Origin of the sequence: Bacteroides acidifaciens (assembly GCF_903181435.1) — a bacterium.
Lineage (GTDB): Bacteria > Bacteroidota > Bacteroidia > Bacteroidales > Bacteroidaceae > Bacteroides.
Genome location: NZ_CAEUHO010000005.1, coordinates 394,685 through 419,989 on the forward strand (window position 1 = coordinate 394,685; position 25,305 = coordinate 419,989).

Genomic DNA, 25,305 nt, shown 5'->3' on the forward strand with positions numbered 1-25,305 from the left:
ATGTGCCATGTTGGAACCCTCTTTTCATTATTTCTTTGCAAAGATAGCCTTTTAAGTGATACGTGTCAAGTGAAAAATGATGCTGTGTAACATATTTAAAAGAAATATGCTAAATTATAACAACTTAAAGTAATGACTTGACAGCTGCTTCCAAATCTTTGATATCTTCACCACGAAGTTTCAATTCGTTGTTGCGGTTAATCAAAAAGACAGATGGAACCTGACGTACATTATATACAGCTACGTTCGTAGAATATACTCCGTTTCCATCGCGTACGCATACCCATGGAAGGTTGTCTGCCGATGTTTTCCAGTAGTGTTCGTCCGCATCGAGGGATACCTGGTAGATTTCCAGTCCCTGTGAAGCGTACGCATTATATAGTTCGCGAAGCATCAGGTTGTGAGGAGCTCCGGCAGGCGACTGGAATACGGAGAAGTCGAGCAATACGACTTTGCCTTTCAGGTCGGTCAACTTGCGTACGTTTCCTTTCACGTCGCGCAGGGCGATGTCAATGATGCCGGTTTCTACAATTTTATCCTGGGGAATCTCCAATGCTTTTGCTTGCGGCTGGCGCGTATTCTTCATACCTTTGATTACAATATTATAAAGGTTTTTGGAACGTACGGCATTCGGAAATGAATTGTTGAGGCTCGTGGCAACGGCCGCGAAGCACTTCACGTCATCTTTATTGTTCAACGGGTCGAATATCAGGTAGTTGTTGAGCTTCTGGAATAAGGCAAAGTAAGCTGCCGCCGTGTTGGGAGCGGCGAAAATATAATTTACTTTTACGTCTTCCTTATAATTGTTGAGTAGTGTAGCCAGGCTGTCTTCAAAAACATCGTGCCCCATCTTGTTGCTGCGCAATGCAGCCAACAGGTCGTCTACCTCTTTCTGAAGCCGGATTTGTTTCAGTGTCAGTTCTTTTATCTTGTTGCTGTTTTCCGAACCTTCCACTGTATAAGTGGTAGAGAAATCTACATACGGTGCCTTAATCTGAATCGTTTCGATAGAGTCTACAGAAAAGTTGATAACTTTGTCGTCCACCCGCAAGCGATAAAATTCGGGTGACTCGGGACGGGGTTGCTTGAAGCTGAATGTACCTTCCCCTTTCAGTTTGACCGAATCGAGTGGAACAATACCTTCCAGACCGGAAGCCTCGAGATAAAGCATTTTACCATCGGCTCCCGATACATCCCCGTTCACCTGGAATTTAGGACCGGAACTACAAGCTGTAATAGTAAGTGCGGCGAGCGCTGCAAAAGTAACTTTTTTCATATAGTGTGTGTTATTTACGAGATGCAAATATACTTCTTTTCGAGATTAGTCAAAGCATTTTGCTGTGTTCTTCATCCTATTTTTGAAAAAAATCAGTTTGCAACTAACTTTTTACCTCATTCCCACCTGATTACAACGATAAATGTATATCTTTGCAGGAATTTTGAAAGAAAAAGTATAGATAAAACAATTTTTATGATTAACCCAATTGTTAAGACGATCGAGTTGCCTGATGGAAGAACCATCACGCTTGAGACGGGAAAGTTGGCAAAACAGGCAGACGGTTCTGTAATGCTACGCATGGGAAACACCATGTTATTAGCTACTGTTTGTGCCGCTAAAGATGCAGTTCCCGGAACAGATTTTATGCCTTTACAGGTAGAGTACAAAGAAAAATTTGCGGCATTCGGCCGTTTTCCTGGTGGTTTCACCAAGAGAGAGGGTAGAGCTTCTGATTATGAGATTCTGACTTGCCGTCTCGTTGACCGTGCTCTCCGTCCTTTATTCCCCGATAATTATCACGCAGAGGTATATGTAAACATCATCCTCTTCTCGGCTGATGGTGTAGATATGCCGGACGCATTGGCAGGACTTGCCGCTTCAGCAGCGCTTGCCGTTTCAGATATCCCATTCAACGGACCTATCTCTGAAGTACGTGTGGCACGTATCGACGGTCAGTTCGTTATCAATCCTACTTTTGAACAACTGGAAAAAGCTGATATGGATCTTATGGTTGCCGCTACTTATGAGAATATCATGATGGTGGAAGGCGAAATGAACGAAGTATCCGAAGCTGAATTGCTGGAAGCAATGAAGGTGGCTCACGAAGCTATCAAAGTTCATTGCAAGGCACAGATGGAGTTGGCAGAAGAGGTCGGTAAAACCGTGAAACGTGAATATGACCACGAAGTAAATGACGAAGACTTGCGTAAAGCAGTCCGTGAAGCATGTTACGACAAAGCATATGCTGTTGCCGCTTCAGGAAACAACAATAAGCATGAGCGCTTTGCAGCTTTCGACGCTATCTGTGAAGAGTTCAAAGCTCAGTTCTCTGAAGAAGAGTTGGAAGAAAAAGCAGCTTTGATTGACCGTTACTATCATGATGTGGAAAAAGAAGCTATGCGCCGTTCTATTCTTGATGAAGGCAAGCGCCTCGATGGTCGTAAGACTACTGAAATCCGTCCTATCTGGTGTGAGGTTGGTCCTCTGCCTGGTCCTCACGGCTCCGCTATCTTTACTCGTGGTGAAACTCAGTCACTGACTTCTGTTACGCTGGGTACCAAGCTCGACGAAAAAATTATCGACAATGTTTTGGAACATGGAAAAGAACGTTTCCTGTTGCATTATAACTTTCCTCCTTTCTCTACAGGTGAAGCGAAAGCACAGCGTGGTGTAGGTCGTCGTGAAATCGGTCACGGTCACTTGGCTTGGCGTGCTTTGAAAGGGCAGATTCCTGCTGATTATCCGTATGTAGTGCGTGTAGTCTCTGATATTCTTGAGTCTAACGGTTCTTCTTCTATGGCTACCGTATGTGCCGGAACATTGGCATTGATGGATGCCGGTGTGAAGATTAAGAAACCGGTATCAGGTATCGCTATGGGATTGATTAAGAATCCAGGGGAAGAGAAATATGCCGTATTGTCCGATATCCTCGGTGACGAAGACCACCTCGGTGATATGGACTTCAAAGTAACCGGAACTAAAGACGGTATTACCGCTACTCAGATGGATATCAAAGTGGATGGTCTGTCTTACGAAATTCTGGAGCGTGCTTTGAATCAGGCAAAAGAAGGACGTATGCACATCCTCAATAAAATCACAGAAACAATCGCTGAACCGCGTGCTGACTTGAAAGAACATGCTCCTCGTATCGAAATGATGACAATTCCTAAAGAATTTATCGGAGCAGTGATCGGTCCTGGAGGAAAGATTATCCAAGGTATGCAGGAAGAAACTGGTGCTGTGATTACTATCGAAGAAATCGACGGTATGGGTCGCATCGAAGTTTCCGGAACAAACAAGAAATGTATTGATGATGCAATGCGCATGATTAAGGCAATCGTTGCTGTTCCTGAAGTAGGTGAAGTGTACAAAGGTAAGGTTCGTTCTATCATGCCTTACGGTGCGTTTATCGAATTCTTGCCGGGCAAAGACGGTTTGCTGCACATTTCCGAAATTGACTGGAAGCGTCTTGAAACTGTAGAAGAAGCTGGAATTAAAGAAGGTGACGAAATCGATGTAAAATTGATTGATATTGATCCAAAAACAGGTAAATTCAAACTTTCTAGAAAAGTATTGTTGCCAAGACCGGAGAAGAAGTAAAAAGTGATAGCTTTTATATGACAAAGGATAGTCCGAAAACTTAGTTTTCGGACTATTTTTTTTCTGAAATTTTTGCTTTTCTGAAAAAGTTTCTGTTCTTTTATCTGAAAGAAAACAGCAATCTTTAAACCTAATGCGTGATGTATATATCGAACAATATTTCTTCTGTTCAACTTTTTTCTGAATTTTTCCATGAGAATTAGGAGAAGTTCTTGTCATTCGCCTATTCATACATCCATGATAAGCAGGAAGCGGAAGATATTTAATGTGGGTGCTTACTGGGGAAGCAATGAGTTTACAACTACTTTGCTTGAAGGTATTGTCAATATCTATGCCAATGGCGGCGAACGTCCGCTCACTCGTCTGGGAGTGAACGAGGTTTTTATTTCCCGTGACGAAAAGTTCAGAAAGGAACGGTTTACGGATTTTGATTATCTCCGTTGGAAAGACGGTCTATATTGCTTTGGTGATACTCCCTTTAATCTGTTGCTCGGCAAATTGGAAAAATATTATATGAAGATCATCCGTTCACTTATTCCATGAGTGCCGAAAAAGACAGCATCTTTATAAAATAAAAAATGAGCTCACATTGAATATACACCTTAGATTAAGTACTAACCCTTAAAAATATAAGAATTATGAATAACAGTCAATAACCCCCACTATCTGAAAAGAGAATCGGAAAGTACCCCCATACTTTCCGATTCGAAACAGTCAAAAATCGACCTTAATCAATTTATTAACTTAACACGTTGCAAAGATATGAGAAAAATTTCTTTGAAAGGGCTTTTTTGCCCAAAAAGTTTAGAATCTAAGCAAATAATACTGACTATGAAGCTCACTTTATTCATTCTTCTGTTCGTAATATTCCAAGCTTATTGTGAGAATGGATACTTTTAGAGTGCAAAAATCTGCATCCCACGCTCGAAGCTGAAAGTAAGTGAGTTACTCTCCAAGATAGAGTTACAGGCCGATTACCTCTTCGTTTACAACAAACAAACAGTGGATGTAAAGCGGGTAGTTAATGTAGTTGCCGACAATCAGCCGGTATCCGAAATGCTCGACCGGGCTTTCAAAGGTACGGGGATCCGTTATGTGATGGAAGGCAATAATATTGTGCTGACCAAGATCATCTCTTTTAAAAGCAAGCTCCAGGTTAGTTCCTTTATTTGAAACTTTAGTTTCATCGGTAAGAAACTAGAGTTTCAAACCTTTGAGTTGGAACGGATGGAAGAAGTTTGACATAATCAATAACATTTGGGGCAAGGTAGGCGGTTAATCTATTCTTGTGCAAAAGCTCACGTTACGTGTAGACCTGTATAGGCAACTCTCCTTTCAATGCCCCTATCGCATTAAAAGCCAGTGATTCCATTTCGTTTTCTCCGGGATAGATATGGATAGGAGCCAGAAATGAGATGCGCTTTTTAAGTCGTGAAATGACATAATCAGAATAAGCGATTCCCCCGGTCAGAAGGATGGCATCTATTTTCCCGCATAGGACGGTAGCAGCGCCACCGATGGCTTTTGCTACATTATAAATCATGGCATCTAGTATCAGTTCCGCTTTTTTATCCCCTTCTTCTATGGACTTGATAATAGCAGGTATATCGGTAGTCCCCAGATGTGCCGTCAGACCGGCGCGACCGGAAATCCGTTTTTTTAATTCATCTTTCGTGTGCTGCCCGCTGAAACAAAGGTCAATGAGCTGACCTGCCGGAAGCGTTCCGGCACGTTCTGGTGAGAAAGGGCCTTCGCCATCTAATGCATTGTTCGCGTCGATAGCCCGTCCGTGATGGTGGACAGCTATCGAAATGCCGCCGCCCAGATGACAGATAATCAAATCAAGCTCCTCATACCTTGTTCCCTGTTCTTTGGCAAAACGCCGGGCTATTGCCTTTTGATTCAATGCATGCCAGATGGTAATTTTCGGCATAAGCGGAGAGCCTGTAATACGGGCTATATCTTCCAGTTCGTCTACCACTCCCGGGTCTGCAATGAAAGCAGGACAGTCGGGAAGAGAGGAGGCCAGTTCTTTTGCTATCAACCCACCGAGGTTACAGGCATGTGTACGCATGGCATGCAATGTATCCCGTACCATAGCTTCATTTACTTCATATACACCACCGGAAATGGGCTTTACTAATCCGCCACGTCCGATGACAGCATCAAAAGCAAAAGGAATCCCCTTAGACTCTAATTCCTGAAGTACCAGGTTCTTGCGGAACTCAAACTGGTCTATCACCTGCGGGTAAACGGATAATTCTTCTACCGTATGCTTGATATTGCTGACCAACAGAGGTGTTTCGTTTTCATATACAGCGATTTTTGTAGAGGTGGAACCGGGATTGATGACCAGAATCTTCATAGAGTTTAATGTTTTAAGTATGGATTATGAACTGTGAATTATGAATTGTTACCTTGATTAAGCACTTGCTTTCTGCATTCGCAATCTCCTGCCACTTGCAGGCATGCCATGGCTATGCTGTAATATTTGGACAATCCCGAATCGCTACGGGACGGAAGGACTACGGGACAAACAGGACCTTGCAGCAATCCTGCCATTTCTGCATTTGCAAACAAGGAAACAGACTTGTAGAAAGCATTGCCTGATTCTATGTTAGGGAAGATAAGCACGTCCGCTTGTCCGTTGATAGGGGATACAATGCCTTTTATATCCCCGCTTGCCTGCTCACAGGATGTACGCACATCCAGCGGTCCGTCGATAATGACGTTTCCGAACTCTCCGGCTTCAGCCAATTCCACAATATTCACATAATCCAGCGAATGAGGGAACTTCGCGCTTACTTTCTCCGTGCAGTGAATCAATGCCACACGCGGCTGTTCAATGCCGAAGTGCCGACAGGTACAAATGGCATACCATATCATTTCTATACGTTGCTGCAAGGTAGGACGTGGGATTACCGCAGCATCCGAGAAGAAAAGCAGCTTATGATAAGTCGGAATTTCCATCACTGCCAGATGCGTGAGGATTTTCCCTTTCGGGAGCAGCCCTTTTTCTTTGTCGAGTATGGCATGCAGCAAATTGTCCGTATTGATGATTCCTTTCATTAAAATATCCGCTCCGCCCTCACGAACGATACGTACGGCTTCGCGCGCCGCTTCGTCCGAATCTTCTATATGGATAGTTTTCACATATTCTGGATATTGCTTGAGCGTAGGGTATTTCTCAAGGATAGCCGAGTCTCCAATCATCAGAAACTCCGCAATCCCCTCTTCCAAGGCACGCGTAATCGCATACTCGGTATTAGGATCATTGGCACAAACCACTGCAATCCGTTTTCTGTGGTTTAGTTTCCTGAGGTGCTCTGTTAGTTGGGCAAAATTTAGAATAGGTTCCATAACGTTAGATTTTTAGCAAATATCAGAAAAATGATTGAAAAAATAAGGATTATAACCCAAAAAAATACATCTGTTGTGTAACATTTTGCTATATTTCATTTGTTTTACCCGCCAGATGCGCATGGAATCGTTTTTTCGTGTATTTTTGCACATATAAGTCAACAAAATAGATTATAGAATATGGATATTCAATTTCCCCCCTTTTTGCAAAAGGGGGATAAAGTAGTCATCGTGTCGCCCTCCAGTAAGATAGACAAGCAATTTTTGAAAGGCGCCAGGAAACGGATCGAGTCATGGGGCTTGACGGTTGCTATCGGAAAGCATGCCGGCGGTTCTTCCGGGAGATATGCCGGAACAATCAGGCAGCGTCTTAAAGATTTGCAGGATGCGATGGATGATCCGGATGTGAAAGCTATTCTTTGCAGCCGCGGGGGATATGGAGCGGTACATTTGATAGATAAGATTGATTTCACGGCTTTTTATGAGCACCCGAAATGGTTGCTCGGGTTCAGTGATATTACAGCATTGCACAATCTGTTTCAGAAGAACGGATATGCATCCCTGCATTCATTGATGGCACGCCATCTTACAGTTGAACCGGAAGATGACCCGTGTACTTCGTATCTAAAAGATATCCTGTTCGGCAACCTGCCTGTCTATACTTGTGAGAAGCATAAATTGAATAAACAGGGGAGTGCACAAGGCGTTTTGCATGGTGGGAATCTGGCAGTGGCTTACGGTCTGCGGGGAACCCCTTATGATATTCCGGCGGAAGGTACGGTGCTGTTTATAGAAGACGTCAGCGAACGGCCTCATGCCATTGAACGTATGATGTACAATCTGAAACTGGGTGGTGTGCTTGAAAAGTTGTCCGGGCTTATTGTCGGGCAGTTTACTGAATATGAGGAAGATTGTTCCTTGGGGAAAGAGTTGTACGCAGCTTTGGCTGATTTGGTGAAAGAGTATGATTATCCCGTTTGTTTTAATTTTCCGGTGGGGCATGTCACTCATAATTTACCGCTTGTCAATGGTGCAAAAGTGGAGCTTACGGTCGGAAAGAAAGATGTCGAATTAAAGTTTATTTGTTAATAATCTATTCCATCTGAGCAATGCTGTGATGAAAATGACTAATTTTGAGGCTTTAATAGAAAAGAGGATGATGAAAAAGAAACCTATGATAGTATTGACAAGTGCCTTTTTGTTGTTATCGGCTTTCTCTTGCGGAGGCGGCAACAAGGCGAATAGTACAAATGAACAAAGCGAGAAGGTAGTCGTGAACGTACCGCAGTTTGATGCGGACAGTGCTTATCTGTATGTAAAGAATCAGGTGGATTTCGGGCCTCGCGTGCCTAATACGAAGGGGCACGTAGCCTGTGGAAATTATCTGGCCAAGCAGTTGAAAGATTTCGGTGCGCAGGTGACCGACCAGTATGCTGACCTAATAGCTTATGACGGAACTTTGTTGAAAGCGCGGAATATCATCGGTTCTTATAAGCCGGAAAGCAAGAAAAGAATCGCTTTGTTTGCGCATTGGGATACTCGTCCCTGGGCTGACAACGATCCTGATGAAAAGAACCATAAGACTCCTATTCTGGGAGCGAATGATGGAGCAAGCGGGGTGGGAGCTTTGTTGGAAATCGCCCGTTTGGTTAATCAACAGCAACCGGAAGTGGGCATTGACATTATTTTCCTAGATGCGGAAGATTATGGAGCGCACGACCAGAATAATGAAGAATCATGGTGCCTGGGAGCACAATATTGGGCGCGTGACCTTCATGTGCAGGGATATAATGCCCGTTTCGGCATACTGCTCGATATGGTGGGCGGTAAAAATACTGTTTTTCTGAAAGAATCATATTCAGAACAGTTTGCGCCGGACATCAACAAGAAAGTCTGGAAAGCAGCCAAGAAACTGGGATATGGCAAGATGTTTATTGATGAAGACGGCGGCGGAGTGACGGACGATCACTTGTTTATCAACCGCCTGGCACGCATCAAAACGATTGATATCATAGCTTCTGACCCCGAAGGTGGATTTACTCCTACTTGGCATACGCTTACGGATAACATGGAGCATATTGATAAAAATACATTGAAAGCAGTCGGACAGACTGTAATGGAAGTAATCTATAACGAGAAATAAAATTAAATAATATGTCAATTAATGAATTGCAGGACGAAGTTATTGCTGAATTCAGTGACTTCGACGATTGGATGGACCGCTACCAACTACTTATTGACTTGGGAAATGAGCAGGAACCGCTGGAAGAACAATATAAGACGGAGCAGAATCTGATTGAAGGATGCCAAAGTCGGGTATGGCTTCAAGCGGATGATGTAGACGGTAAAATTGTTTTTAAGGCAGAAAGTGACGCGTTGATTGTAAAAGGAATCATAGCTTTGTTGATAAAAGTATTGTCGGGACATACGCCTGATGAAATATTGAACTCCGACCTTTATTTTATTGATAGGATCGGACTGAAAGAGCATCTGTCACCTACTCGCAGCAACGGTTTGCTGTCGATGGTAAAACAAATACGGATGTATGCATTGGCATTCAAGGCAAAAGAGGGGAAGTGAAAAACTTCCCTTTTTTTATTCTTGCTTTTTAGTAGTCAGGTAACGCATGGTTAGAATACTTCCGATAAGTAATAGAGCCGCTCCTGATAAAACAAGTAGGTAGGGTGTACCGCTTATCAAGTCGTCCATATTTTCCGCTTCGGGATATTTGATGCTGAGATAGACGGCTAGGGAATTGTTCAGTATATGCATAAGGATACATGGAATCAGGCTGCCGGCCTTATAATACGTCCATGCCAGCAGAATACCAATCAGAAATGCCGGGAGTATCTGGGCGGGATTGATGTGGAAGACACCGAACAGAAGTGCGGAGATGAGAATGGCTTTTGTCGGATTGTACTGTTGCAAGAGTGCTTTGGTAATGGCGCCGCGGAATAATAGTTCTTCGAGCACAGGCCCTACGATAGCTATCGCAAGAATACCGCCCCAACCGGATTGAAGAATATCGAAAGACTGCTCCATGATATTAGGAATCCAGTCCATCAGACTCATAAGTGCGGATACCAGAAATCCGCCAGTAAGGATAGCCAACGCGCTGCTAATCAGATAAGGGGTGGATACAAGCGACCATGTAGACTTTTGTGTACTGATATAGCCTGCTTTCCAAAGGTAAATACCCATCATAATCTGACCGGCAAGTTGTGCCGGAATCATGATTGTCTGCGTTAAAACTGCTTTGTCCAGATTTCCCGTAGTGACCAATAAATAGATGGTACAGGGAATCATAATCAGAATAGGAGCGATGATCTGCGCGATGAGAAGTTCGAGCAGTATTAACTTGATGGCTGTCTTCATAAGGCTTATACGCTTTATTTAGCGGTAAAGAAACTGCATATGAACATAGCCAACATGGATATGGCTATTACCACCAGTGAGATACTCATAAATGTCTTTTGCATACGAATGTATTTTTAAGGATTGTTTCTGTTTCTTCGGCGTCTTTATGAAGTTGTACGATTAGCTCGTCGATACTGTCATATTTCAGTTCGGGACGAGTCCGCTTTACAAAAGTAAGCCGGATAAACTTGTCGTATATGTTGGAGTGGAAGTGAAGGATATTCACTTCAATCGTCCGGTTGGGGCCATTGCCAATCGTCGGGCGGACGCCTATATTCAACATACCCATATAGGTTTTTCCGTCAAAGGTCACCCATACGGCATAAACGCCATCCGCAGGAATGAGTTTGTCCGGATCGTCCACACTTAAGTTGGCAGTCGGGAAACCGATTTTCCTGCCTACCTGATAACCGCTTACAACGGTTCCGTCCAGAAAATATTCGTATCCCAGGCAACGGGCTGCCAAGTCTACATCTCCTTTATGAAGCAGTTTGCGGATTAGCGAAGAACTGACTGTTGTATGTTCTTCGTCTTCCATTTCTATATTGTTGGCATATGCTTTTGCTTGGATAACTTCTATGCCGATTTCTTTTCCGTAACGTACATAGTCCTCGAACCCTTCGTTACGGTTGTGTCCGAAACGATGGTCGTAACCGATTACCAGACATTTCACCTGGAAACGTTCTTTGAGTACCTGGGTCATGAATTCACGTGCGGTCAGGCGAGAAATATCCGGGGTGAAGTCGAGCATCAGGCAGTAGTCTACTCCGATGCCGGCTAAAAGATTTATTTTTTCTTCCGCTGTGGTCAGAAGTTCCGGGCGATAGCCGGCGTTCATCACTTTGCGGGGATGAACAGGGAAAGTAACCAGTGCAGAACGTAGACTTTTGGCTGCGGCTATCTCTTTCACTTGTTGGATGAGATAGCGATGTCCTGCATGAACTCCATCAAAGAAACCGATGGTAGCTACGCAGGGTTCCGGAGTGAGGGGCGATATGTCACGTATAATCTGCATTTCCACGGGTTTTATTAGCTTTTGAAAAGATGGCTCCAGTCTTCGCCGGCTTTTGCCGTATAGGTGGAGATGCCCAGTTCCTGAGCCGCCTTGCAATTTAATTCTGAGTCATCAATGAAGAGTGTCTCTTGAGGTTCGATACCTGCATCCTCAATGACCGCCTTAAAAATATCCGCTTCCGGTTTTACCATGTGCATCTCATAAGAGAGATAGGCTTTTTCGAAGTAGTCTTCCACTCTGAAGGTACGATATGGAAACAGGTTGTGGCAGGCATATCTCCAATGGAGCTCATTTGTGTTGCTAAGCAGGTAGACTACATATTTGGAACGCAATTCCAGCAGTAAGTCAAGCTTATATTGGGGGATGTCTACCAGAAAACTGTTCCAGGCAGCATCTATTTGTTTGTCACTGACTACTTTCCCCATCATGTCCCGGAGCCCGTTCCGGAATTCGGCGGAAGTGATCAGGCCTTTTTCCTGCTGCATGAATATTCCATGCAGTTGTTGGATATTCAATCGCTCTTCTACGTCTGTGAACCCTAATTTCTTAAAGTTCTCCATACAACGTTGGCGGTCGAGATTGATAAGCACACCGCCCAAATCAATAAGAAGGTTTTTAATTCCTTTACTTTTCATTTCTACTCTTTTAGTGAATAATACGTTGAACAAGGCGAACAAGTTCTCCAACCCATAACACCGTGGACGAAACGCCTATAATAAGAAGCCAAGTTTGCCAGTTGAGCGGCTCCGTACGGAATACAGCTCCACCGAACTGCACAATCAGGAATTGTCCTACCAGGATGGCAAGCACAATCAGTTCCATACCATACGATTTGGAAAGCCCTTTGAATGCCGATTCGGTAGTACCGAATACGCGGGCATTGAAGAGGTTCCAGAATTGTAACATGACGAAGAAGGTAAAGAAAATAGTGAGATTGTGTATATCCATACCCTGCGGGCTGTGGTCGAAATAATAAATCATTCCGAGCAGTACGATAAGGAAAATAGAACCTACACCTATTATATTAGACCGCATTGCTTTACTGATGATGAAATCAGTGCTGCGACGGGGTTTCTCAAGCATTACAGTTTCGCTGGGCGGAATGGAAGCCAAAGCCAAAGCGGCAAAAGTATCCATAATCAGGTTTACCCATAACATTTGTGTTACGGTCAGCGGAAGTTCCGTACCGATAACCGACCCCAGCAGAACGATAAGCAGCGCGACGAAATTAATCGTCAACTGAAAAACAATGAAACGCTGGATATTCTTATAAAGTGAACGTCCCCACATGACAGCGGTTCCGATACTGTTGAATGAGTCGTCGAGCAAGGTAATGTCACTGGCTTCTTTGGCTACGGAAGTTCCCGTTCCCATCGACAGACCGACTTGTGCATGATTCAAAGCGGGTGCGTCGTTCGTGCCGTCTCCGGTCACGGCTACTACCGCTCCTTTTTGCTGGAGCAATTGTACCAGGCGTTGTTTATCCGTCGGGCGGGCACGCGACATGATTTTAAGCTCCATCACCCGGTCTAATGCTTCTTCGTCACTCAATTCGGCGAATGCCACTCCGGTGATACGATTCCGTTCCGTATCCGTCTCCGGATTCCAAAGACCTATCTGACGGGCAATCTCCGTAGCAGTTCCCGGTGTGTCACCGGTCACAATCTTGATACCGATACCTGCCGACTGGCATTTGGCTATGGCAGCAGGCACATCCGGACGAATCGGGTCGGAAATGGCTACGACGCCTAAGAAGTTCAAATCATTGGCTGATACCAGCTCCGTACAGTCATTCGGCTCGTTCTCCCCTACAATCTTGAAAGCAAATCCAAGTGTGCGCATCGCCATATTCTGATAATTCAGCAATTGCGCTTCTACTGTCGAACGGTATTCCACGGCATCTACCCGATTCCCGTCCAGTACAACTTCCTTGCACTTGCCAAGAACAATTTCCGGTGCTCCTTTGATATAGAGTATTTTCTTTCCGATTAATGGCGATTCTACAAGTGTCGCCATGAATTTCCGTTCGGTGGAGAATGTTAACTGGTCGAGGATATGTGCATTCTCACGAAGTGCCAGATAATCTCTTCCCTGGCTGTTCAGCCATAATAACAAAGCCACTTCGGTAGGATTTCCTACTCCTTTCGGCTTTTCACCGGCAGCCGGTTCTTCAAGAAAAGCGGTAGAATTGGCACTGATGCCTTCTGCGATAAGTGCGCTGATATCATCGTCGGACAAGTCGCTGCCGTTCTTGATACCATAGAAATTTGGTTCGTGCACCTGCATCAAGTTTTGTGTCAGCGTACCGGTCTTGTCCGTGCAAATCACAGTGATAGCACCCATCGTTTCGCAAGCGTGCATCTTCCGTACCAGGTTGTTAGTAGAGAGCATACGGCGCATATTCAACGCCAGGCTGAGGGTGACGCTCATTGGCAAGCCTTCGGGCACGGCTACTACAATCAAAGTAACCGCCATCATAAAGTATTTGAGTGTCCGCTCGAAAACAGGAAGCCATTCATGCCATCCGTTCAATGCGCCGAAATCAAAGGCGAACAATACATCTTTCACAAAGAAGATAAGGAAAGCGAGTCCCGCAACGGTAAAACCGATTTTTCCAATCAGATTGGCAAGTTCTGTCAACTGAATGTTCAGCGGAGTGGGTTCCAGATTATCTTCTGTGCTTTGGCGGGCTACTTTTCCGATTTCAGTAGCATCTCCCACATGCAGTACGCGCATGGTTCCGTGTCCGTCGACTACCGTAGTGCCGCGCATCACCAAATTGGAAGCATACGTTGCCTCTTCGTCAAACTCCGCTTCTATGGTAGTTTTATTGATGACGGGTTCTCCTGTCAGATTGGATTCGTTTACCTGCAAAGAAATTGCTTCCAGCAATTCTCCGTCTGCGGGAATTTCCTCACCGGTTTCCAAAATCACTATATCGCCTACCACTATGTCTTTACGGGGAACTTCCTGCACACGTCCGTTACGGATGACTTTTACCAACGTTTCTTCGTTGACTGCATTCAGCAAATCGAATTTCTTGCTGGCATCATATTCGAAAAAGAAACCGATACCGGTAGCCAGTAGGATGGCGGCAATGATTCCGATAGTTTCGGCGTATTCATTTTCGATGATGGAGATGATTAGGGAAAATGCGGCTGCTACTAACAGTACACGCACCACCGGGTCTTCAAATTTTTCGAGATAAAGCTTCCACAAGGAAGGACGCTTGGGTGGCGTTAACAGGTTGATACCATTTTTTTCCCTGCTTTGGAGGACTTCATTGTCTGTAAGTCCTATATGATAAAAGTCATCTTTATTTGTACTCATGCAGATACATGCGTTTAGTTTGGACTGCAAAAGTACAACATAATATTGTGATAAATTGTTTAATTAAAACTTTTTATGAAGTCGAGTTTGTTATCGTGGTTTACCACATGTGCGATAAGGAATGGACAATGGTTTGAGAAATTTCTTTAGTTTGGAAAATAGTGTTGAACAAATATCTTGCTATTTGTGTTATATTAGTTAGAAAACCAATTAAAAATACGAACGTTATGAAGAAGTACATTTGCACGGTCTGTGAATATATTTACGACCCCGAACAAGGAGATCCGGAAAGCGGAATTGAACCAGGAACTGCGTTTGAGGACATTCCTGATGATTGGACTTGTCCACTTTGCGGAGTCGGAAAAGAAGATTTCGAACCGTACGAAGGATAAAAACAAAGAGGGAAAGAATTTATTATGTGGAAATGAGCGGATGCGATATGTGTCCGGTCATTTTTATTTTTATGCCCGAAAATTATTCTGCTGGTTATAAATGTAATATCTTTGCCCGCAAAATAGGAATCATGCATAATAAAACAACTGTTACTATCGGCTCAAACTTTCTCTTATATCCCGTAATCTGTCTTTTATTGATATTCAGCCTTATAATGGTTGGTTGTAGGGATGACGAAAACGAAGAAGAACCGTCTGTTCCCGAAGTTCCAGATGTTCCGGATTATAGTACGATAATAGTCAAAGATATACAGAATATACCTGATAATTTCACATTCGACCGGGTTGAGGTAGAAGTGATCGGGTTAGACTGGCAAGTGATTGAGACTCTTACATTCCCTTATGAAAACGGACTGATTATTATGGATTTGCCCACTGTCTTTTCTCCGGAAGTGCTGCAGAAAGTAGACCGCAGAGGAGGTGATATGGGAGGACACTGGACGGGAACTTCAAATGACGGCTATGCCCTTGTAGCTACACTGGGCGATTTCTTTATTTTTAAAGGTGATAAAAGGGTGGGGAGAATAGCTTTATCCAATTGGACAGGGAAGGAGTCTTCTGCAGGAAAAGCAATGATTGGCTATCAGTTCGCCGACCGTCCGTTTTCGTTGACTGGCAGTGATAACTCCTATTATTATAGTGATTGCTCTTTCGTTAGAGGATGGAATATGTTCGCCAATATCAATCCGGCGTCGGGAAACAGTGCGGCAAAAATCCTTCGAACCACTGTTGTGCCGGAATCCACTTTGTTTTGGCGGCTGGCGGAGTCTTATGTCTATTGATTACTCATTCCGTTTCGTATTAAATTTAAGGGGAAGGGCGGTTAGCTCTTCCCCTGCCTATTGAAAACATATGGGAATCCTCTTTTTGATTTTTATAACTTATACCCTAAAACTCTCGATTTCCCATTTACCTTTACTTCGATTTCCAATTCGTTTTCATTGAATTTCTTATTTTTAAAACGAGCGTTGAACTTGTCTTTGTTATTTTTGTCTTTGAAAGGATAGATTACAGTGATGTAGCGCACCGGCTTATCATCTTTTTTCTCTATATTAAATGCTATTGCAGGACGTTCGCTACGTTGGCGATAGGCTGTTGAATACCAGCCTTCCTCTTTAACAACTTTCATTTTGTCAGTGCTGAAGCATTGTAGTTTTACATTGCTTTCATTTTCTAAAGCTGTCGTAAGAGATATCTTTTGGAAGTCCAAAACTGTTTCTCCTTCACAGAACTGATAATGTAAATTAACTGTGCCTTTGGCTTTTCCTATTGCCTCATCTACAATGACAAAGAATGAATTGTCGACAAAGAATACAGAACGAGGTTGTAAACGATTGGGCGGGCAGAAATAACAGAAATTGAATCAATTGTGCCTGTAACCTGTCGCTAACCTCTAATGGACGCCATGCAAAACGATTGTTTTCGGCTTCGTCCTGAAGTGTACTGTTATCCAGAATCTCATATTCTTCTTTAGAAATCTCCAGAAGTGGATTTTTTTTATCCATGTTTACGAACCGTACGAACCCAGCCTTCAAGTGCTGTACGACTTATACGGTACTTTATCAATGCATGGGACAAAGGTAATCCTTTTTCCAATAGCTCGCGTACAACCTGTTCCTTAAAATCACTTGTAGGCTTTATCTTGGAACGTTTTCTTAGGATATCAACCCCGTATCTATCATATAAACGTACCCAATCGAGAATTTTATTCTCATGTAGGTTGTTTTCTTTTGCCAACTGTCTAATTGGACAACCGGCTTTTACCCTGCTCACTATATTGAACTTTTTTTCAAAAGTGTATTTCATAAAGAATGCACCCCAAAAGTTTTTTGTCTAACTTTTGGGGTGCACTTCAAATGTTAGGACACCCTCGTTATATCTTAAGAATAAATTATCAGCAATACCTAAAAATGAATTTATATATTATCGGCAATATCATTTCTGATCTGCTGAATTGCAAGAAACAATCCAGGCAAATGCCCCTTTACTATTTTAAAAATTTCTTCCGGGTCAATAGATAGGTATTCGTGAGAAATAATATTGCGTAGTCCGATTATACTCTTCCACGGAGTGCCAGCATAATTTATTAATAGTCCATGATTAGTCAGGTTGTCTATGTTTTTAATAGTTTCACCTATGGTTTGCAAACGCATACAAGTTGCATCAAAAATATCCATCTTATCAGGAGAAACCAAAAAGTCATTCACGGAAATAACACTACTACATCTTTCTATAGTTGTATGAATGCGTTCTTCTACAAAAAGAAGCATATCCAATATGTCAGCATTAGATATAGATTGCATCTTTCTCTATATGATTTCGAAATAAACTACGCATAATTGCAGTTAAAGACACGACATCCACTTTTGCATTAAAACGTTCTTCTAAAGACTCTTTTATTTCCATTCGAGTAAAATAATCAGGCTCTTGGAGTTTAATACAAATATCAATATCACTATCTTCCTTCTGTTCACCACGAGCCACAGAACCGAAAAGCCCTAACTTTTCAATTCCATATCTCTCCCCAAACTCTTCCTTAAAATTCCGGAGAATAGTGATTATTTCATCTTTTGTTTTCAATTGATACTATAGTTGCTATGCAAATATTAAAATTAATATTGGAATTAGCAAATTCTCAATCACATTTTGTCGTATTATTAATTAAAAACTTCAGGAATTACTTTTTTCCTGATGCTTTTTGATATACTCGGTAGGAAGCATTCCCATATGTTTCTTAAAACTATTGGTGAAATAGGAAGGCGAGCTAAAACCTTTTTATTACTGATTTCAGCAACGGTATAGCGTCCTTCAAGCAGCATCTGGCATCCCTTGTTGAAGCGGATACGACGGATAAAGTTTGCCGGTGCTTCTCCGGATATGGCATTCATCTTGATATACAGGTTGGAACGGCTCATAAATAATTTGTTTGCCAAATCTTCTGTCGAGAACTTTTCATCACTGATGTTGTCTTCAATAATTTGTATTACTTTGCTCAGGAATTCATTATCCATAGCATTAGAAGTCATTTTAGCCGTATCTATATCGATTTCTTCTATTTCTATATTATTTATGTCTAATATCGCCATCAGAGTCGTCAATATCAGGAATCAAGGGGGCAGGAGGAACTCTGAAATAAAAAGGAGAACCGGCTATATAATCACTCGGTTCTCCTTTCTTATATTATGATTTTTGCTTTATCAGGAAACCTTCTTTTCTTTCACATCACTGCTGGCTTCTACCACATTTACTATATAGTCGCCCAGTTTCTCACATTCGGCGATAATATCCATGTAGTAAACTCCCATTTGATAATCATATTCCTTGTTGTTCACATCCAGGATATTCTGATTCTTCAATTGGTTGCGGTAATTATTGATTTCGTTTTCAATATTGAAAGACTTGTTGATGTCAATATTCTGATGTTCCGGTTTCTCTACCACCATAATCATTTGTGCAAGAGCGTCATTCGTCAGCTTCATCATGAAGTGGATATGCTCGTATTGCTTTTCGGTAAAGTCCTGGTTTGTCTGACGCTTCCGGTTGACGGTACGTGCCAGGTTGTAACAACTGTCCCCGATACTTTCAATCTCCGTCACTTCACGTAGCATGGCGCGTATCTGCAACTTACTTTCGGAACTCAGACGACCTTCGGATACCTGGTTCAGATAGTTGGCTATTTCCAACTCCATATTGTCGCTGATATTCTCGTATTTCTCTATCCGGCTGAACAGTTTGTTGAAATCATCATCCTTTTCCGTATGCAGCAAGTCCTGCACCATGCCGAACATACGATGGGTACGTTCTGCAAAAAGATGAATCTCCTTGCGTGCCTGAAGAATGGAAAGCTCCGCTGTAGACAGCATACCGCCGGTGATAAACCGCAGTCTTGGTTCTTCGTCCTCTTCCTTCGGGTGAATTAAAGCACATACGGTACGTTCAATCAGTTTCACGGCCCATATCAGGATACATACGTTACAGATATTGAAGATAGAGTGGAAAGCGGACAGTTTGTATGAGATGGCAACTTCGGGGTTGCTGCTTTGGAAGAAAGTGTCTACCACCCAGTTCACCAGTTGCATGAAAGGGTGGAAGATAATCAATACCCAGATAACACCGAACACATTAAAAACAAAATGCGCCAATGCTGCCCGTTTAGCCTGTGTATTGGCTGTTAATGCGGCAAGATTGGCGGTGATTGTAGTTCCGATATTTTCTCCCAGTACGAGGGCTGCACCCAGTTCCAGACTAATCCAGCCGTTGGCACACATAATCAGCGTAATTGCCATCGTGGCGGCAGAAGCCTGTACAATCATGGTCAGTATCGTACCGATGAACAGGAACAACAGAATGGAGAAGAATCCCATATCCGTGTAGTTCTGTACGAAGGCGAGCATTTCCGGGTTGGCATTCAAGTCGGGCGCATTTGCTTTCAGATAAGAAAGTCCCATGAAGAGGAAAGAGAAACCGAAAATGAATTCACCAACGGACTTGCGGTTACTTTTGCCCGAGAAGATAAACGGAAGGGCGATGGCCAAAAGAGGAAGGGCAAAAGCGGCCATGTCAACCTTAAATCCGAAAATTGAGATAATCCAGGCAGTGACCGTAGTACCGATGTTGGCACCCATAATGACACTGATAGATTCGGCAAGAGTAAGTAACCCGGCATTAACGAAACTCACGACCATTACCGTCGTCGCTGAAGAAGATTGGATAAGGGCTGTGATTAACACACCTGTCAATACTCCCGTTACCCTGTTGGTAGTCATTGCCGTCAAGATACTTCGTAGTCTGTCACCTGCGACCTTTTGCAAGCCCTCGCTCATTATCTTCATTCCGTACAAGAAGAGCCCTAATGAACCTATGAGCTTTAAAAAATCATAAAAAGAATATTCCATCTATAATATTTTTAATGGTTATTTGTTCTCAGTCTGATTATAAGTATATTAGTCCCAAATTATTCACCTTTTAACGAACTCGATGAAACAGATGTTACAAATATGTTGCAAAAATAATAATATTTCTAAAGAATTCCCTATCGGGAGCTCACTTTTGGATATTTATTACGGTTTTAATCTTAATTTTCCTTATCAAGTGGTCAGTGCCAAAGTCAATAACCGCTCTGAGGGACTTAATTTTAGGGTATATAACAATAAGGATATAGAGTTTCTGGACGTAAGAGACCAGTCCGGTATACGTACCTATGTCCGTTCGCTCTGCTTTGTCTTGTTTAAGGCTGTCACGGAGTTGTATCCCGACGGAAAGTTATTCGTAGAACATCCTGTGTCAAAAGGCTATTTCTGCAATTTGCGTATCGGGCGTCCTATCGAACTGGAAGATGTGAAACGCATCAAGCAGCGTATGCAGGAAATTATTGCCGAAAATATTCCTTATCACCGCATCGAATGTCATACGGCGGAAGCTGTACGCGTATTTAGTGAACGGGGGATGAATGACAAAGTGCGGCTGCTCGAAACTTCCGGCTCTCTCTATACCTATTACTACACGTTGGGTGATACGGTCGATTATTATTATGGTAATCTGTTGCCCAGCACCGGATATATTAAGTTGTTCGACATCGTGAAATATTATGATGGACTGCTTCTTCGGATTCCGAGCCGCGAGAATCCCGAAGTATTGGAAGATGTTGTGAAGCAGGAGAAGATGCTGGACGTCTTTAAGGAATATCTGAACTGGAGTTACATTATGGGACTCAACAACGCCGGAGACTTTAACCTGGCTTGTGAAGAAGGGCACGCCACAGATTTGATTAATGTAGCCGAAGCCTTGCAGGAGAAGAAGATAGCTCAGATAGCCGATACCATCTTCCACCGTGGAGAAAACGGCAACCGTGTGAAACTTGTCTTGATTGCCGGACCGTCGTCTTCGGGGAAAACGACTTTCAGCAAACGTCTCTCTATCCAGTTGATGACAAACGGCTTGAAACCCTATCCAATCTCTTTGGACAACTATTTCGTAGACCGTGAAGACACTCCTCTGGATGAAAACGGAAACTATGATTATGAATCACTTTACGCTCTCGACCTGGATTTGTTCAACCAGCAATTGCAAGCCCTGCTACGTGGTGAAGAGGTGGAACTTCCCCGTTTCAACTTTTCCCTTGGCAAGAAAGAGTATAAAGGTGACAAATTGAAAATAGAAGATAACACGATTCTGATTCTGGAAGGTATTCATGCCTTGAATCCGGAGCTGACTCCCCATATTCCGGCTGAACGCAAATTTAAGATTTACGTATCTGCACTGACTACCATTTCCCTGGACGACCATAACTGGATTCCGACCACAGATAACCGTCTGTTGCGCCGTATTATCCGTGACTTCAATTATCGTGGATATTCCGCCCGTGAAACCATTTCACGCTGGCCTAGTGTACGTGCCGGTGAAGACAAGTGGATATTCCCTTACCAAGAGAATGCCGATGTTATGTTCAATTCGGCATTACTCTTTGAATTTGCCGTTCTTCGCCTGCATGCCGAACCTATCTTGATGGGAGTTCCGCGCAATTGTCCCGAATATTGTGAAGCTTACCGGTTGCTGAAATTCATTAAATATTTTGTTCCGGTACAGGATAAGGAAATTCCGCCGACTTCCCTGCTTCGCGAGTTTTTGGGTGGGAGCAGTTTTAAATATTAAGTAGAGATATAATAAACAATTGTTTGTCCTTGTGTTTTCTGCAATGAGAACACAGGGACTTTTTTTGTGCTGTAAAAACGCAAAGGAAATACAAAATAGATGATGATTAGCTTCTATTTTCGAAAAATAGCGTCTGAACCTTTTATTAAACTTTAAAACATTGAACCTTTAATTGTTTATTATGTTATGAATTTACTTACAATAAAAAAGAGAGAGAATATGATTTTTTATAATAATCTTTTAGCAAAATGGTTCTTAGGAAAAGAGAGGAATAAGAGTCATTATTTTATGTTCGGTGGTTTTTTCTTTACCCGATATAAGTATTTGGAAGTTTGGGAAGACATGGAACTACGGATTCATGCAAGGCAGTTTTGGGAGTGCTTCCTTTTGACACTGTCGCCTGCCTTAGTCTTGTCATTAGTGTATTCATGGTGGTGGATGATACTTCCCTTTATGACTTACCATGTGTTTTACTGGCTGGAAAAGTCATTCCGTCCTCATTCCGTTTTTGATTGGGAAGCGGTGGAGAATTGTGGCGATACGCTTTATATCAGAAAAAGAAAATCGTATGCATGGATGAAGTGGTACGGGAAGAAAACGCTACCTTTGTCTGATTGGGATGATTAAAGACAGGTAAAAGGATTTAAGAAGCAGAGTTTTGCCACTGATTATACAGGTATGTGCCTGTGTAATCAGTGGCAAAATTTTATTTCAGATGCTTCTTTATCCAAAGCAAATGCCCGTATTCAGTATCATTTGAAGTCCAATGCTCGTTAATCGGAGTTATCAACGCCTCTTTCGGGCAGTTCAATACATTGTAAACAATATAACTGGTGGTCGGTGGGCATACGTCATCATTGAATCCCCATGTCATATAAGTGTCCGCTTTGATTAGCTTTGCGAAGTTCACTACATCGTAATAAGCCATTGTCTTTATCTTTTCAGGCGTATCCATACCCGTTGCTCTTTTGAAAAAGTGCGGATAACCACCGGCACGTCCTGCCTTATATCCTGCCATATCACTTAATGCGGGATGATTGGCGACGCAAGCGGTGACACGCTGGTCAAGTCCGGCGGTGATTAAAGCTAATGCGCCACCCTGGCTTCCCCCTTGAGCAATCACATTCTTGCCGTCCCATTCCGGTAAGGAAGTTAAGAAATCGATGCTGCGGACACAAGCCAGATATACCCGTTTCATGTAGTAATTGTCACGGTTGTCCAAACCATTGTTTAGATACCCGTTCCCTCTACCATTGAATGCATTGCTTATTTCTTTAAATTCCTGTTCATTCATTTCCGGATTAAGCCCGTGTATCTCAATTTCAAAGCGGATGCAGCCTTGTTCCGCATAATATTTATGGCGCAAAGGCTCTTTAATTGTTTTGATACCTGCTCCCGGGGGACATAATACAACCGGAAATTTCCCTTCTTTCTTCGGATAGGATAAATAGCCATAGATGCATTGCCCGCCTTTATTCAGTTGCAATTTCACGAGATAGCAATCTATTTTATCCGTAGAATACTTTTCTACATGCTCTTTCGTATAAGTCAGCGGAAAATCTTTCTGCTCTGCTTTAGCCTTCTCCCAGAATTCGTTGAAATCGGCGGGCATGGCAGTATATGGCTTAAGCTTTTCCGGTGAGAAACCGACTTTGACATGATGCGAATACGTTTTTCCGTCCACTGTTGCCTTCAGGCGGCAATCGCGGAATCCGGGCTCTTTCATTGTGCCGACAGGAATTATGGCTTTGCCGTTTTTGAGTGTAACACTTCCCTTTGTATCGGCAGGCATCAAATCTCCGCCTATTTCATAGTTGACAATTACGTTATCTCCGGGAATACCATATTTATAGAATTGTACTTCCACGGTCGCTTTTTCTCCTGTCTTATAAATCCAGTCGGCATGGTTGGGAACAGTAACCCAAAGCACATCGCTTCTATAAGGATAGTTTTCGGCTACGACAGATAACAAGATTGCTGACAGTAGACATACGGATAAGAGTAGTTTCTTCATGGGGCTGTTCATCTCAAAGCTTCTACTTCTTCCGGAGTCAAAGGAATTTTCTTGCCCAGTCTGCGAGCGCCGGTTTCTGTAATCAGATAATCTTCTTCGTTACGGATACCGCCGAAATCCTTGTAAGTTTCCACCACGTCATAGTTGATGAAATCAGCGAATTTCTTTTCTGCTTTCCACATATCAATCAGTTCGGGAATAAAGTAAATGCCCGGTTCCACGGTATGTACAAATCCCGGTTCCAGCGGAATGGCGAGACGTTGTGACTTACGACCGAACTGCGTACTCTTCGGCTGACCGTTGTATCCTACCCATATCTCACCCAGATTTTCCATATCATGTACATCCAATCCCATCATATGACCTAATCCATGCGGATAGAACAGGGCATGAGCGCCTTCGCGAACAGCATCCTCAGCATTTCCTTTCATCAGTCCGAGAGCTTTCATGCCTTCTACCATCACGCGGGCGGACAATTCGTAAACTTCCATATAAGGAATTCCCGGACGGAGAGCTTTCACCGATTCGAGATGCATTGCATTTTGAATTTCGTACACTTCACGCTGGCGGGTTGTGAACTTCTTGTCGGCAGGAACCGTAGACGACATATCGCCCGCATATCCTGATTCAACTTCCGCACCGGCGTCAATTAAAAACAAGTCACCCGGTTTCACGAGATTGCCGTGATAATGGTTGTGCAACGTTTGCCCGTTGATAGTGGCAATTGTGGCAAAAGAGAGCTGGCAGTTGTTAGATTCTGCCACCCGGTTCATTTCTGCTACTACCTCATATTCGTACATACCCGGACGAAGCACCTTCATGGCTGTAATATGCATATCGGCAGTCACGTCGCAAGCCTTTTCTATTTCTACGATTTCTTCTGCGGATTTATAATTACGTTGAGCGATGACAGCGCGGATGAAAGGTACGGAACCTTCTTGGCGTGCAGGCGGTATCCCCAGCCAGTCCATTAGTTTCAGTTTATGTTCGGGACGGTAAGGGGGCAGATAATGAATCGCCTTTCCTTTCTGCACACATTTATGAAGATAACTTACAATCTCGGCAGACGGCATTAAATTAGCCACACCCACACGTTCGCATTTATCGTGCAATGTCGGTTGCGAGCCCATCCATACGATAGCGTCAATAGACAGTTCATCACCGAAAATGATTTCCTTGTCTTCATCGATATCTATGATTGCCGAAAGTCCGGCGCATGAAAGTCCGAAATAATAGAGGAAAGTGGAATCCTGTCGATAACGGAATGTGTTATCCTCGTAATTCAATCCGCACTCGTCATTTCCAAGAAATAACAATACTCCAGAGCCTAGATTCTTTTTCAGCAGGGCTCTCCGCTGCATATACGTTTCTTTGGCAAACATATGGTCCTAATTTTTAAGTTCGTGCAACAAAGATAAGGAATTTTGTGTTATAGGATTAAAAATAATCCCCTTAATCTGTGTAATCT

The 25,305-nt window shown here is 43.0% G+C and carries 24 protein-coding genes and 3 pseudogenes; 11 read left to right on the forward strand and 16 right to left on the reverse strand.

Going from position 1 to position 25,305, the window contains the following annotated elements; translation table 11 throughout:
* Positions 1 to 124: 124 nt before the first annotated feature.
* On the reverse strand, positions 125 to 1,276 hold the full coding sequence (locus CLIN57ABFB40_RS18830) for a DUF4369 domain-containing protein (protein ID WP_175631460.1): 1,152 nt from the start codon (positions 1,274 to 1,276) through the stop codon (positions 125 to 127).
* A 195-nt stretch (positions 1,277 to 1,471) separates the two neighbouring features.
* Here CLIN57ABFB40_RS18830 and pnp point away from each other — a divergent pair, with 195 nt between their 5' ends.
* The 4 genes and pseudogenes from pnp to CLIN57ABFB40_RS18845 all read left to right on the forward strand — a co-directional run.
* Positions 1,472 to 3,598 carry a polyribonucleotide nucleotidyltransferase gene (gene pnp, locus CLIN57ABFB40_RS18835; RefSeq protein ID WP_175631461.1) on the forward strand — a complete coding sequence of 709 codons (2,127 nt, stop codon included), beginning with the start codon at positions 1,472 to 1,474 and terminating at the stop codon, positions 3,596 to 3,598.
* Between the two features lie 140 nt (positions 3,599 to 3,738).
* Positions 3,739 to 3,861 (forward strand): annotated as a pseudogene (locus CLIN57ABFB40_RS20620) (RNA polymerase sigma-70 factor); the annotation flags it as partial.
* Complete coding sequence (locus tag CLIN57ABFB40_RS18840; protein ID WP_175631462.1) at positions 3,836 to 4,141, forward strand: hypothetical protein; 306 nt, start codon at positions 3,836 to 3,838, stop codon at positions 4,139 to 4,141. The pseudogene CLIN57ABFB40_RS20620 and the gene CLIN57ABFB40_RS18840, both read left to right, overlap by 26 nt.
* Before the next feature lie 219 nt (positions 4,142 to 4,360).
* A pseudogene (locus CLIN57ABFB40_RS18845) lies at positions 4,361 to 4,726 on the forward strand (STN domain-containing protein); the annotation flags it as partial.
* A 175-nt stretch (positions 4,727 to 4,901) separates the two neighbouring features.
* Here CLIN57ABFB40_RS18845 and buk read toward each other — a convergent pair.
* Positions 4,902 to 5,963, reverse strand: a complete 1,062-nt coding sequence (buk, locus tag CLIN57ABFB40_RS18850) for a butyrate kinase (protein WP_175631463.1) — start codon at positions 5,961 to 5,963, stop codon at positions 4,902 to 4,904.
* A 38-nt stretch (positions 5,964 to 6,001) separates the two neighbouring features.
* Positions 6,002 to 6,958, reverse strand: a complete 957-nt coding sequence (locus tag CLIN57ABFB40_RS18855) for a phosphate acyltransferase (RefSeq protein WP_175631464.1) — start codon at positions 6,956 to 6,958, stop codon at positions 6,002 to 6,004.
* Positions 6,959 to 7,138: 180 nt separating this feature from the next.
* Between CLIN57ABFB40_RS18855 and CLIN57ABFB40_RS18860 the strand changes: the two genes are divergently transcribed.
* The 3 genes from CLIN57ABFB40_RS18860 to CLIN57ABFB40_RS18870 all read left to right on the forward strand — a co-directional run bounded on the left by CLIN57ABFB40_RS18860 (position 7,139) and on the right by CLIN57ABFB40_RS18870 (position 9,538).
* On the forward strand, positions 7,139 to 8,047 hold the full coding sequence (locus CLIN57ABFB40_RS18860) for an LD-carboxypeptidase (protein WP_175631465.1): 909 nt from the start codon (positions 7,139 to 7,141) through the stop codon (positions 8,045 to 8,047).
* Between the two features lie 70 nt (positions 8,048 to 8,117).
* Positions 8,118 to 9,101 (forward strand): M20 family metallopeptidase, encoded by a 984-nt coding sequence (locus CLIN57ABFB40_RS18865; protein ID WP_175631570.1) that lies wholly within the window; start codon positions 8,118 to 8,120, stop codon positions 9,099 to 9,101.
* An 11-nt stretch (positions 9,102 to 9,112) separates the two neighbouring features.
* Positions 9,113 to 9,538, forward strand: coding sequence for a SufE family protein (locus tag CLIN57ABFB40_RS18870; protein ID WP_175631466.1), 426 nt, complete (start codon positions 9,113 to 9,115; stop codon positions 9,536 to 9,538).
* 15 nt (positions 9,539 to 9,553) lie between these two features.
* On the opposite strand, the gene CLIN57ABFB40_RS18875 is transcribed toward CLIN57ABFB40_RS18870, so the two are convergent.
* From CLIN57ABFB40_RS18875 to CLIN57ABFB40_RS18890, 4 genes are all read right to left on the reverse strand, one after another.
* Positions 9,554 to 10,333 carry a CPBP family intramembrane glutamic endopeptidase gene (locus tag CLIN57ABFB40_RS18875; protein WP_175631467.1) on the reverse strand — a complete coding sequence of 260 codons (780 nt, stop codon included), beginning with the start codon at positions 10,331 to 10,333 and terminating at the stop codon, positions 9,554 to 9,556.
* A gap of 85 nt (positions 10,334 to 10,418) precedes the next feature.
* Positions 10,419 to 11,390: a bifunctional riboflavin kinase/FAD synthetase gene (locus CLIN57ABFB40_RS18880; RefSeq protein WP_175631468.1), complete on the reverse strand. Its 972-nt coding sequence runs from the start codon at positions 11,388 to 11,390 to the stop codon at positions 10,419 to 10,421.
* Between the two features lie 14 nt (positions 11,391 to 11,404).
* The gene (locus tag CLIN57ABFB40_RS18885; protein ID WP_175631469.1) at positions 11,405 to 12,025 is read right to left on the reverse strand and encodes an HAD family hydrolase; all 621 of its coding nucleotides are present in this window, start codon (positions 12,023 to 12,025) and stop codon (positions 11,405 to 11,407) included.
* 10 nt (positions 12,026 to 12,035) lie between these two features.
* Positions 12,036 to 14,720, reverse strand: a complete 2,685-nt coding sequence (locus CLIN57ABFB40_RS18890) for a calcium-translocating P-type ATPase, PMCA-type (RefSeq protein WP_175631470.1) — start codon at positions 14,718 to 14,720, stop codon at positions 12,036 to 12,038.
* Positions 14,721 to 14,947: 227 nt separating this feature from the next.
* On the opposite strand from CLIN57ABFB40_RS18890, the gene rd reads away from it, so the two are divergent.
* Together rd and CLIN57ABFB40_RS18900 are read left to right on the forward strand one after the other, a co-directional pair.
* Positions 14,948 to 15,112 carry a rubredoxin gene (rd, locus tag CLIN57ABFB40_RS18895; protein ID WP_004306971.1) on the forward strand — a complete coding sequence of 55 codons (165 nt, stop codon included), beginning with the start codon at positions 14,948 to 14,950 and terminating at the stop codon, positions 15,110 to 15,112.
* Positions 15,113 to 15,243: 131 nt separating this feature from the next.
* Positions 15,244 to 15,954 carry a hypothetical protein gene (locus tag CLIN57ABFB40_RS18900; protein WP_254871834.1) on the forward strand — a complete coding sequence of 237 codons (711 nt, stop codon included), beginning with the start codon at positions 15,244 to 15,246 and terminating at the stop codon, positions 15,952 to 15,954.
* Positions 15,955 to 16,046: 92 nt separating this feature from the next.
* Here CLIN57ABFB40_RS18900 and CLIN57ABFB40_RS18905 read toward each other — a convergent pair whose 3' ends face one another.
* The 7 genes and pseudogenes from CLIN57ABFB40_RS18905 to CLIN57ABFB40_RS18935 form a co-directional block, all read right to left on the reverse strand.
* Positions 16,047 to 16,457 (reverse strand): hypothetical protein, encoded by a 411-nt coding sequence (locus tag CLIN57ABFB40_RS18905; RefSeq protein WP_175631572.1) that lies wholly within the window; start codon positions 16,455 to 16,457, stop codon positions 16,047 to 16,049.
* The gene (locus tag CLIN57ABFB40_RS20625; RefSeq protein WP_175631471.1) at positions 16,447 to 16,677 is read right to left on the reverse strand and encodes a heparinase II/III family protein; all 231 of its coding nucleotides are present in this window, start codon (positions 16,675 to 16,677) and stop codon (positions 16,447 to 16,449) included. Before CLIN57ABFB40_RS20625 ends, CLIN57ABFB40_RS18905 begins: the two co-directional genes overlap by 11 nt.
* On the reverse strand, positions 16,670 to 16,978 hold the full coding sequence (locus CLIN57ABFB40_RS18915) for a helix-turn-helix domain-containing protein (RefSeq protein WP_175631472.1): 309 nt from the start codon (positions 16,976 to 16,978) through the stop codon (positions 16,670 to 16,672). Before CLIN57ABFB40_RS18915 ends, CLIN57ABFB40_RS20625 begins: the two co-directional genes overlap by 8 nt.
* A gap of 110 nt (positions 16,979 to 17,088) precedes the next feature.
* The gene (locus tag CLIN57ABFB40_RS18920) at positions 17,089 to 17,475 is read right to left on the reverse strand and encodes a DUF86 domain-containing protein (protein WP_175631473.1); all 387 of its coding nucleotides are present in this window, start codon (positions 17,473 to 17,475) and stop codon (positions 17,089 to 17,091) included.
* Positions 17,459 to 17,752, reverse strand: coding sequence for a nucleotidyltransferase family protein (locus CLIN57ABFB40_RS18925; protein WP_175631474.1), 294 nt, complete (start codon positions 17,750 to 17,752; stop codon positions 17,459 to 17,461). The genes CLIN57ABFB40_RS18920 and CLIN57ABFB40_RS18925 overlap by 17 nt, the downstream gene beginning before the upstream one ends.
* A gap of 90 nt (positions 17,753 to 17,842) precedes the next feature.
* Positions 17,843 to 17,911: pseudogene (locus CLIN57ABFB40_RS20630) on the reverse strand (hypothetical protein); the annotation flags it as partial.
* Positions 17,912 to 18,369: 458 nt separating this feature from the next.
* Complete coding sequence (locus CLIN57ABFB40_RS18935) at positions 18,370 to 20,067, reverse strand: Na/Pi cotransporter family protein (protein ID WP_175631475.1); 1,698 nt, start codon at positions 20,065 to 20,067, stop codon at positions 18,370 to 18,372.
* A gap of 82 nt (positions 20,068 to 20,149) precedes the next feature.
* On the opposite strand from CLIN57ABFB40_RS18935, the gene CLIN57ABFB40_RS18940 reads away from it, so the two are divergent.
* Positions 20,150 to 21,823: a nucleoside kinase gene (locus CLIN57ABFB40_RS18940; protein ID WP_175631476.1), complete on the forward strand. Its 1,674-nt coding sequence runs from the start codon at positions 20,150 to 20,152 to the stop codon at positions 21,821 to 21,823.
* Positions 21,824 to 22,042: 219 nt separating this feature from the next.
* The gene (locus CLIN57ABFB40_RS18945) at positions 22,043 to 22,450 is read left to right on the forward strand and encodes a hypothetical protein (protein WP_175631477.1); all 408 of its coding nucleotides are present in this window, start codon (positions 22,043 to 22,045) and stop codon (positions 22,448 to 22,450) included.
* A 79-nt stretch (positions 22,451 to 22,529) separates the two neighbouring features.
* On the opposite strand, the gene CLIN57ABFB40_RS18950 is transcribed toward CLIN57ABFB40_RS18945, so the two are convergent.
* Positions 22,530 to 23,837: an acetylxylan esterase gene (locus CLIN57ABFB40_RS18950; protein WP_175631478.1), complete on the reverse strand. Its 1,308-nt coding sequence runs from the start codon at positions 23,835 to 23,837 to the stop codon at positions 22,530 to 22,532.
* Positions 23,838 to 23,845: 8 nt separating this feature from the next.
* A complete protein-coding gene (locus tag CLIN57ABFB40_RS18955) occupies positions 23,846 to 25,219 on the reverse strand; it encodes an aminopeptidase P family protein (RefSeq protein ID WP_175631479.1) in 1,374 nt (457 codons plus the stop codon).
* Positions 25,220 to 25,305: the final 86 nt, after the last annotated feature.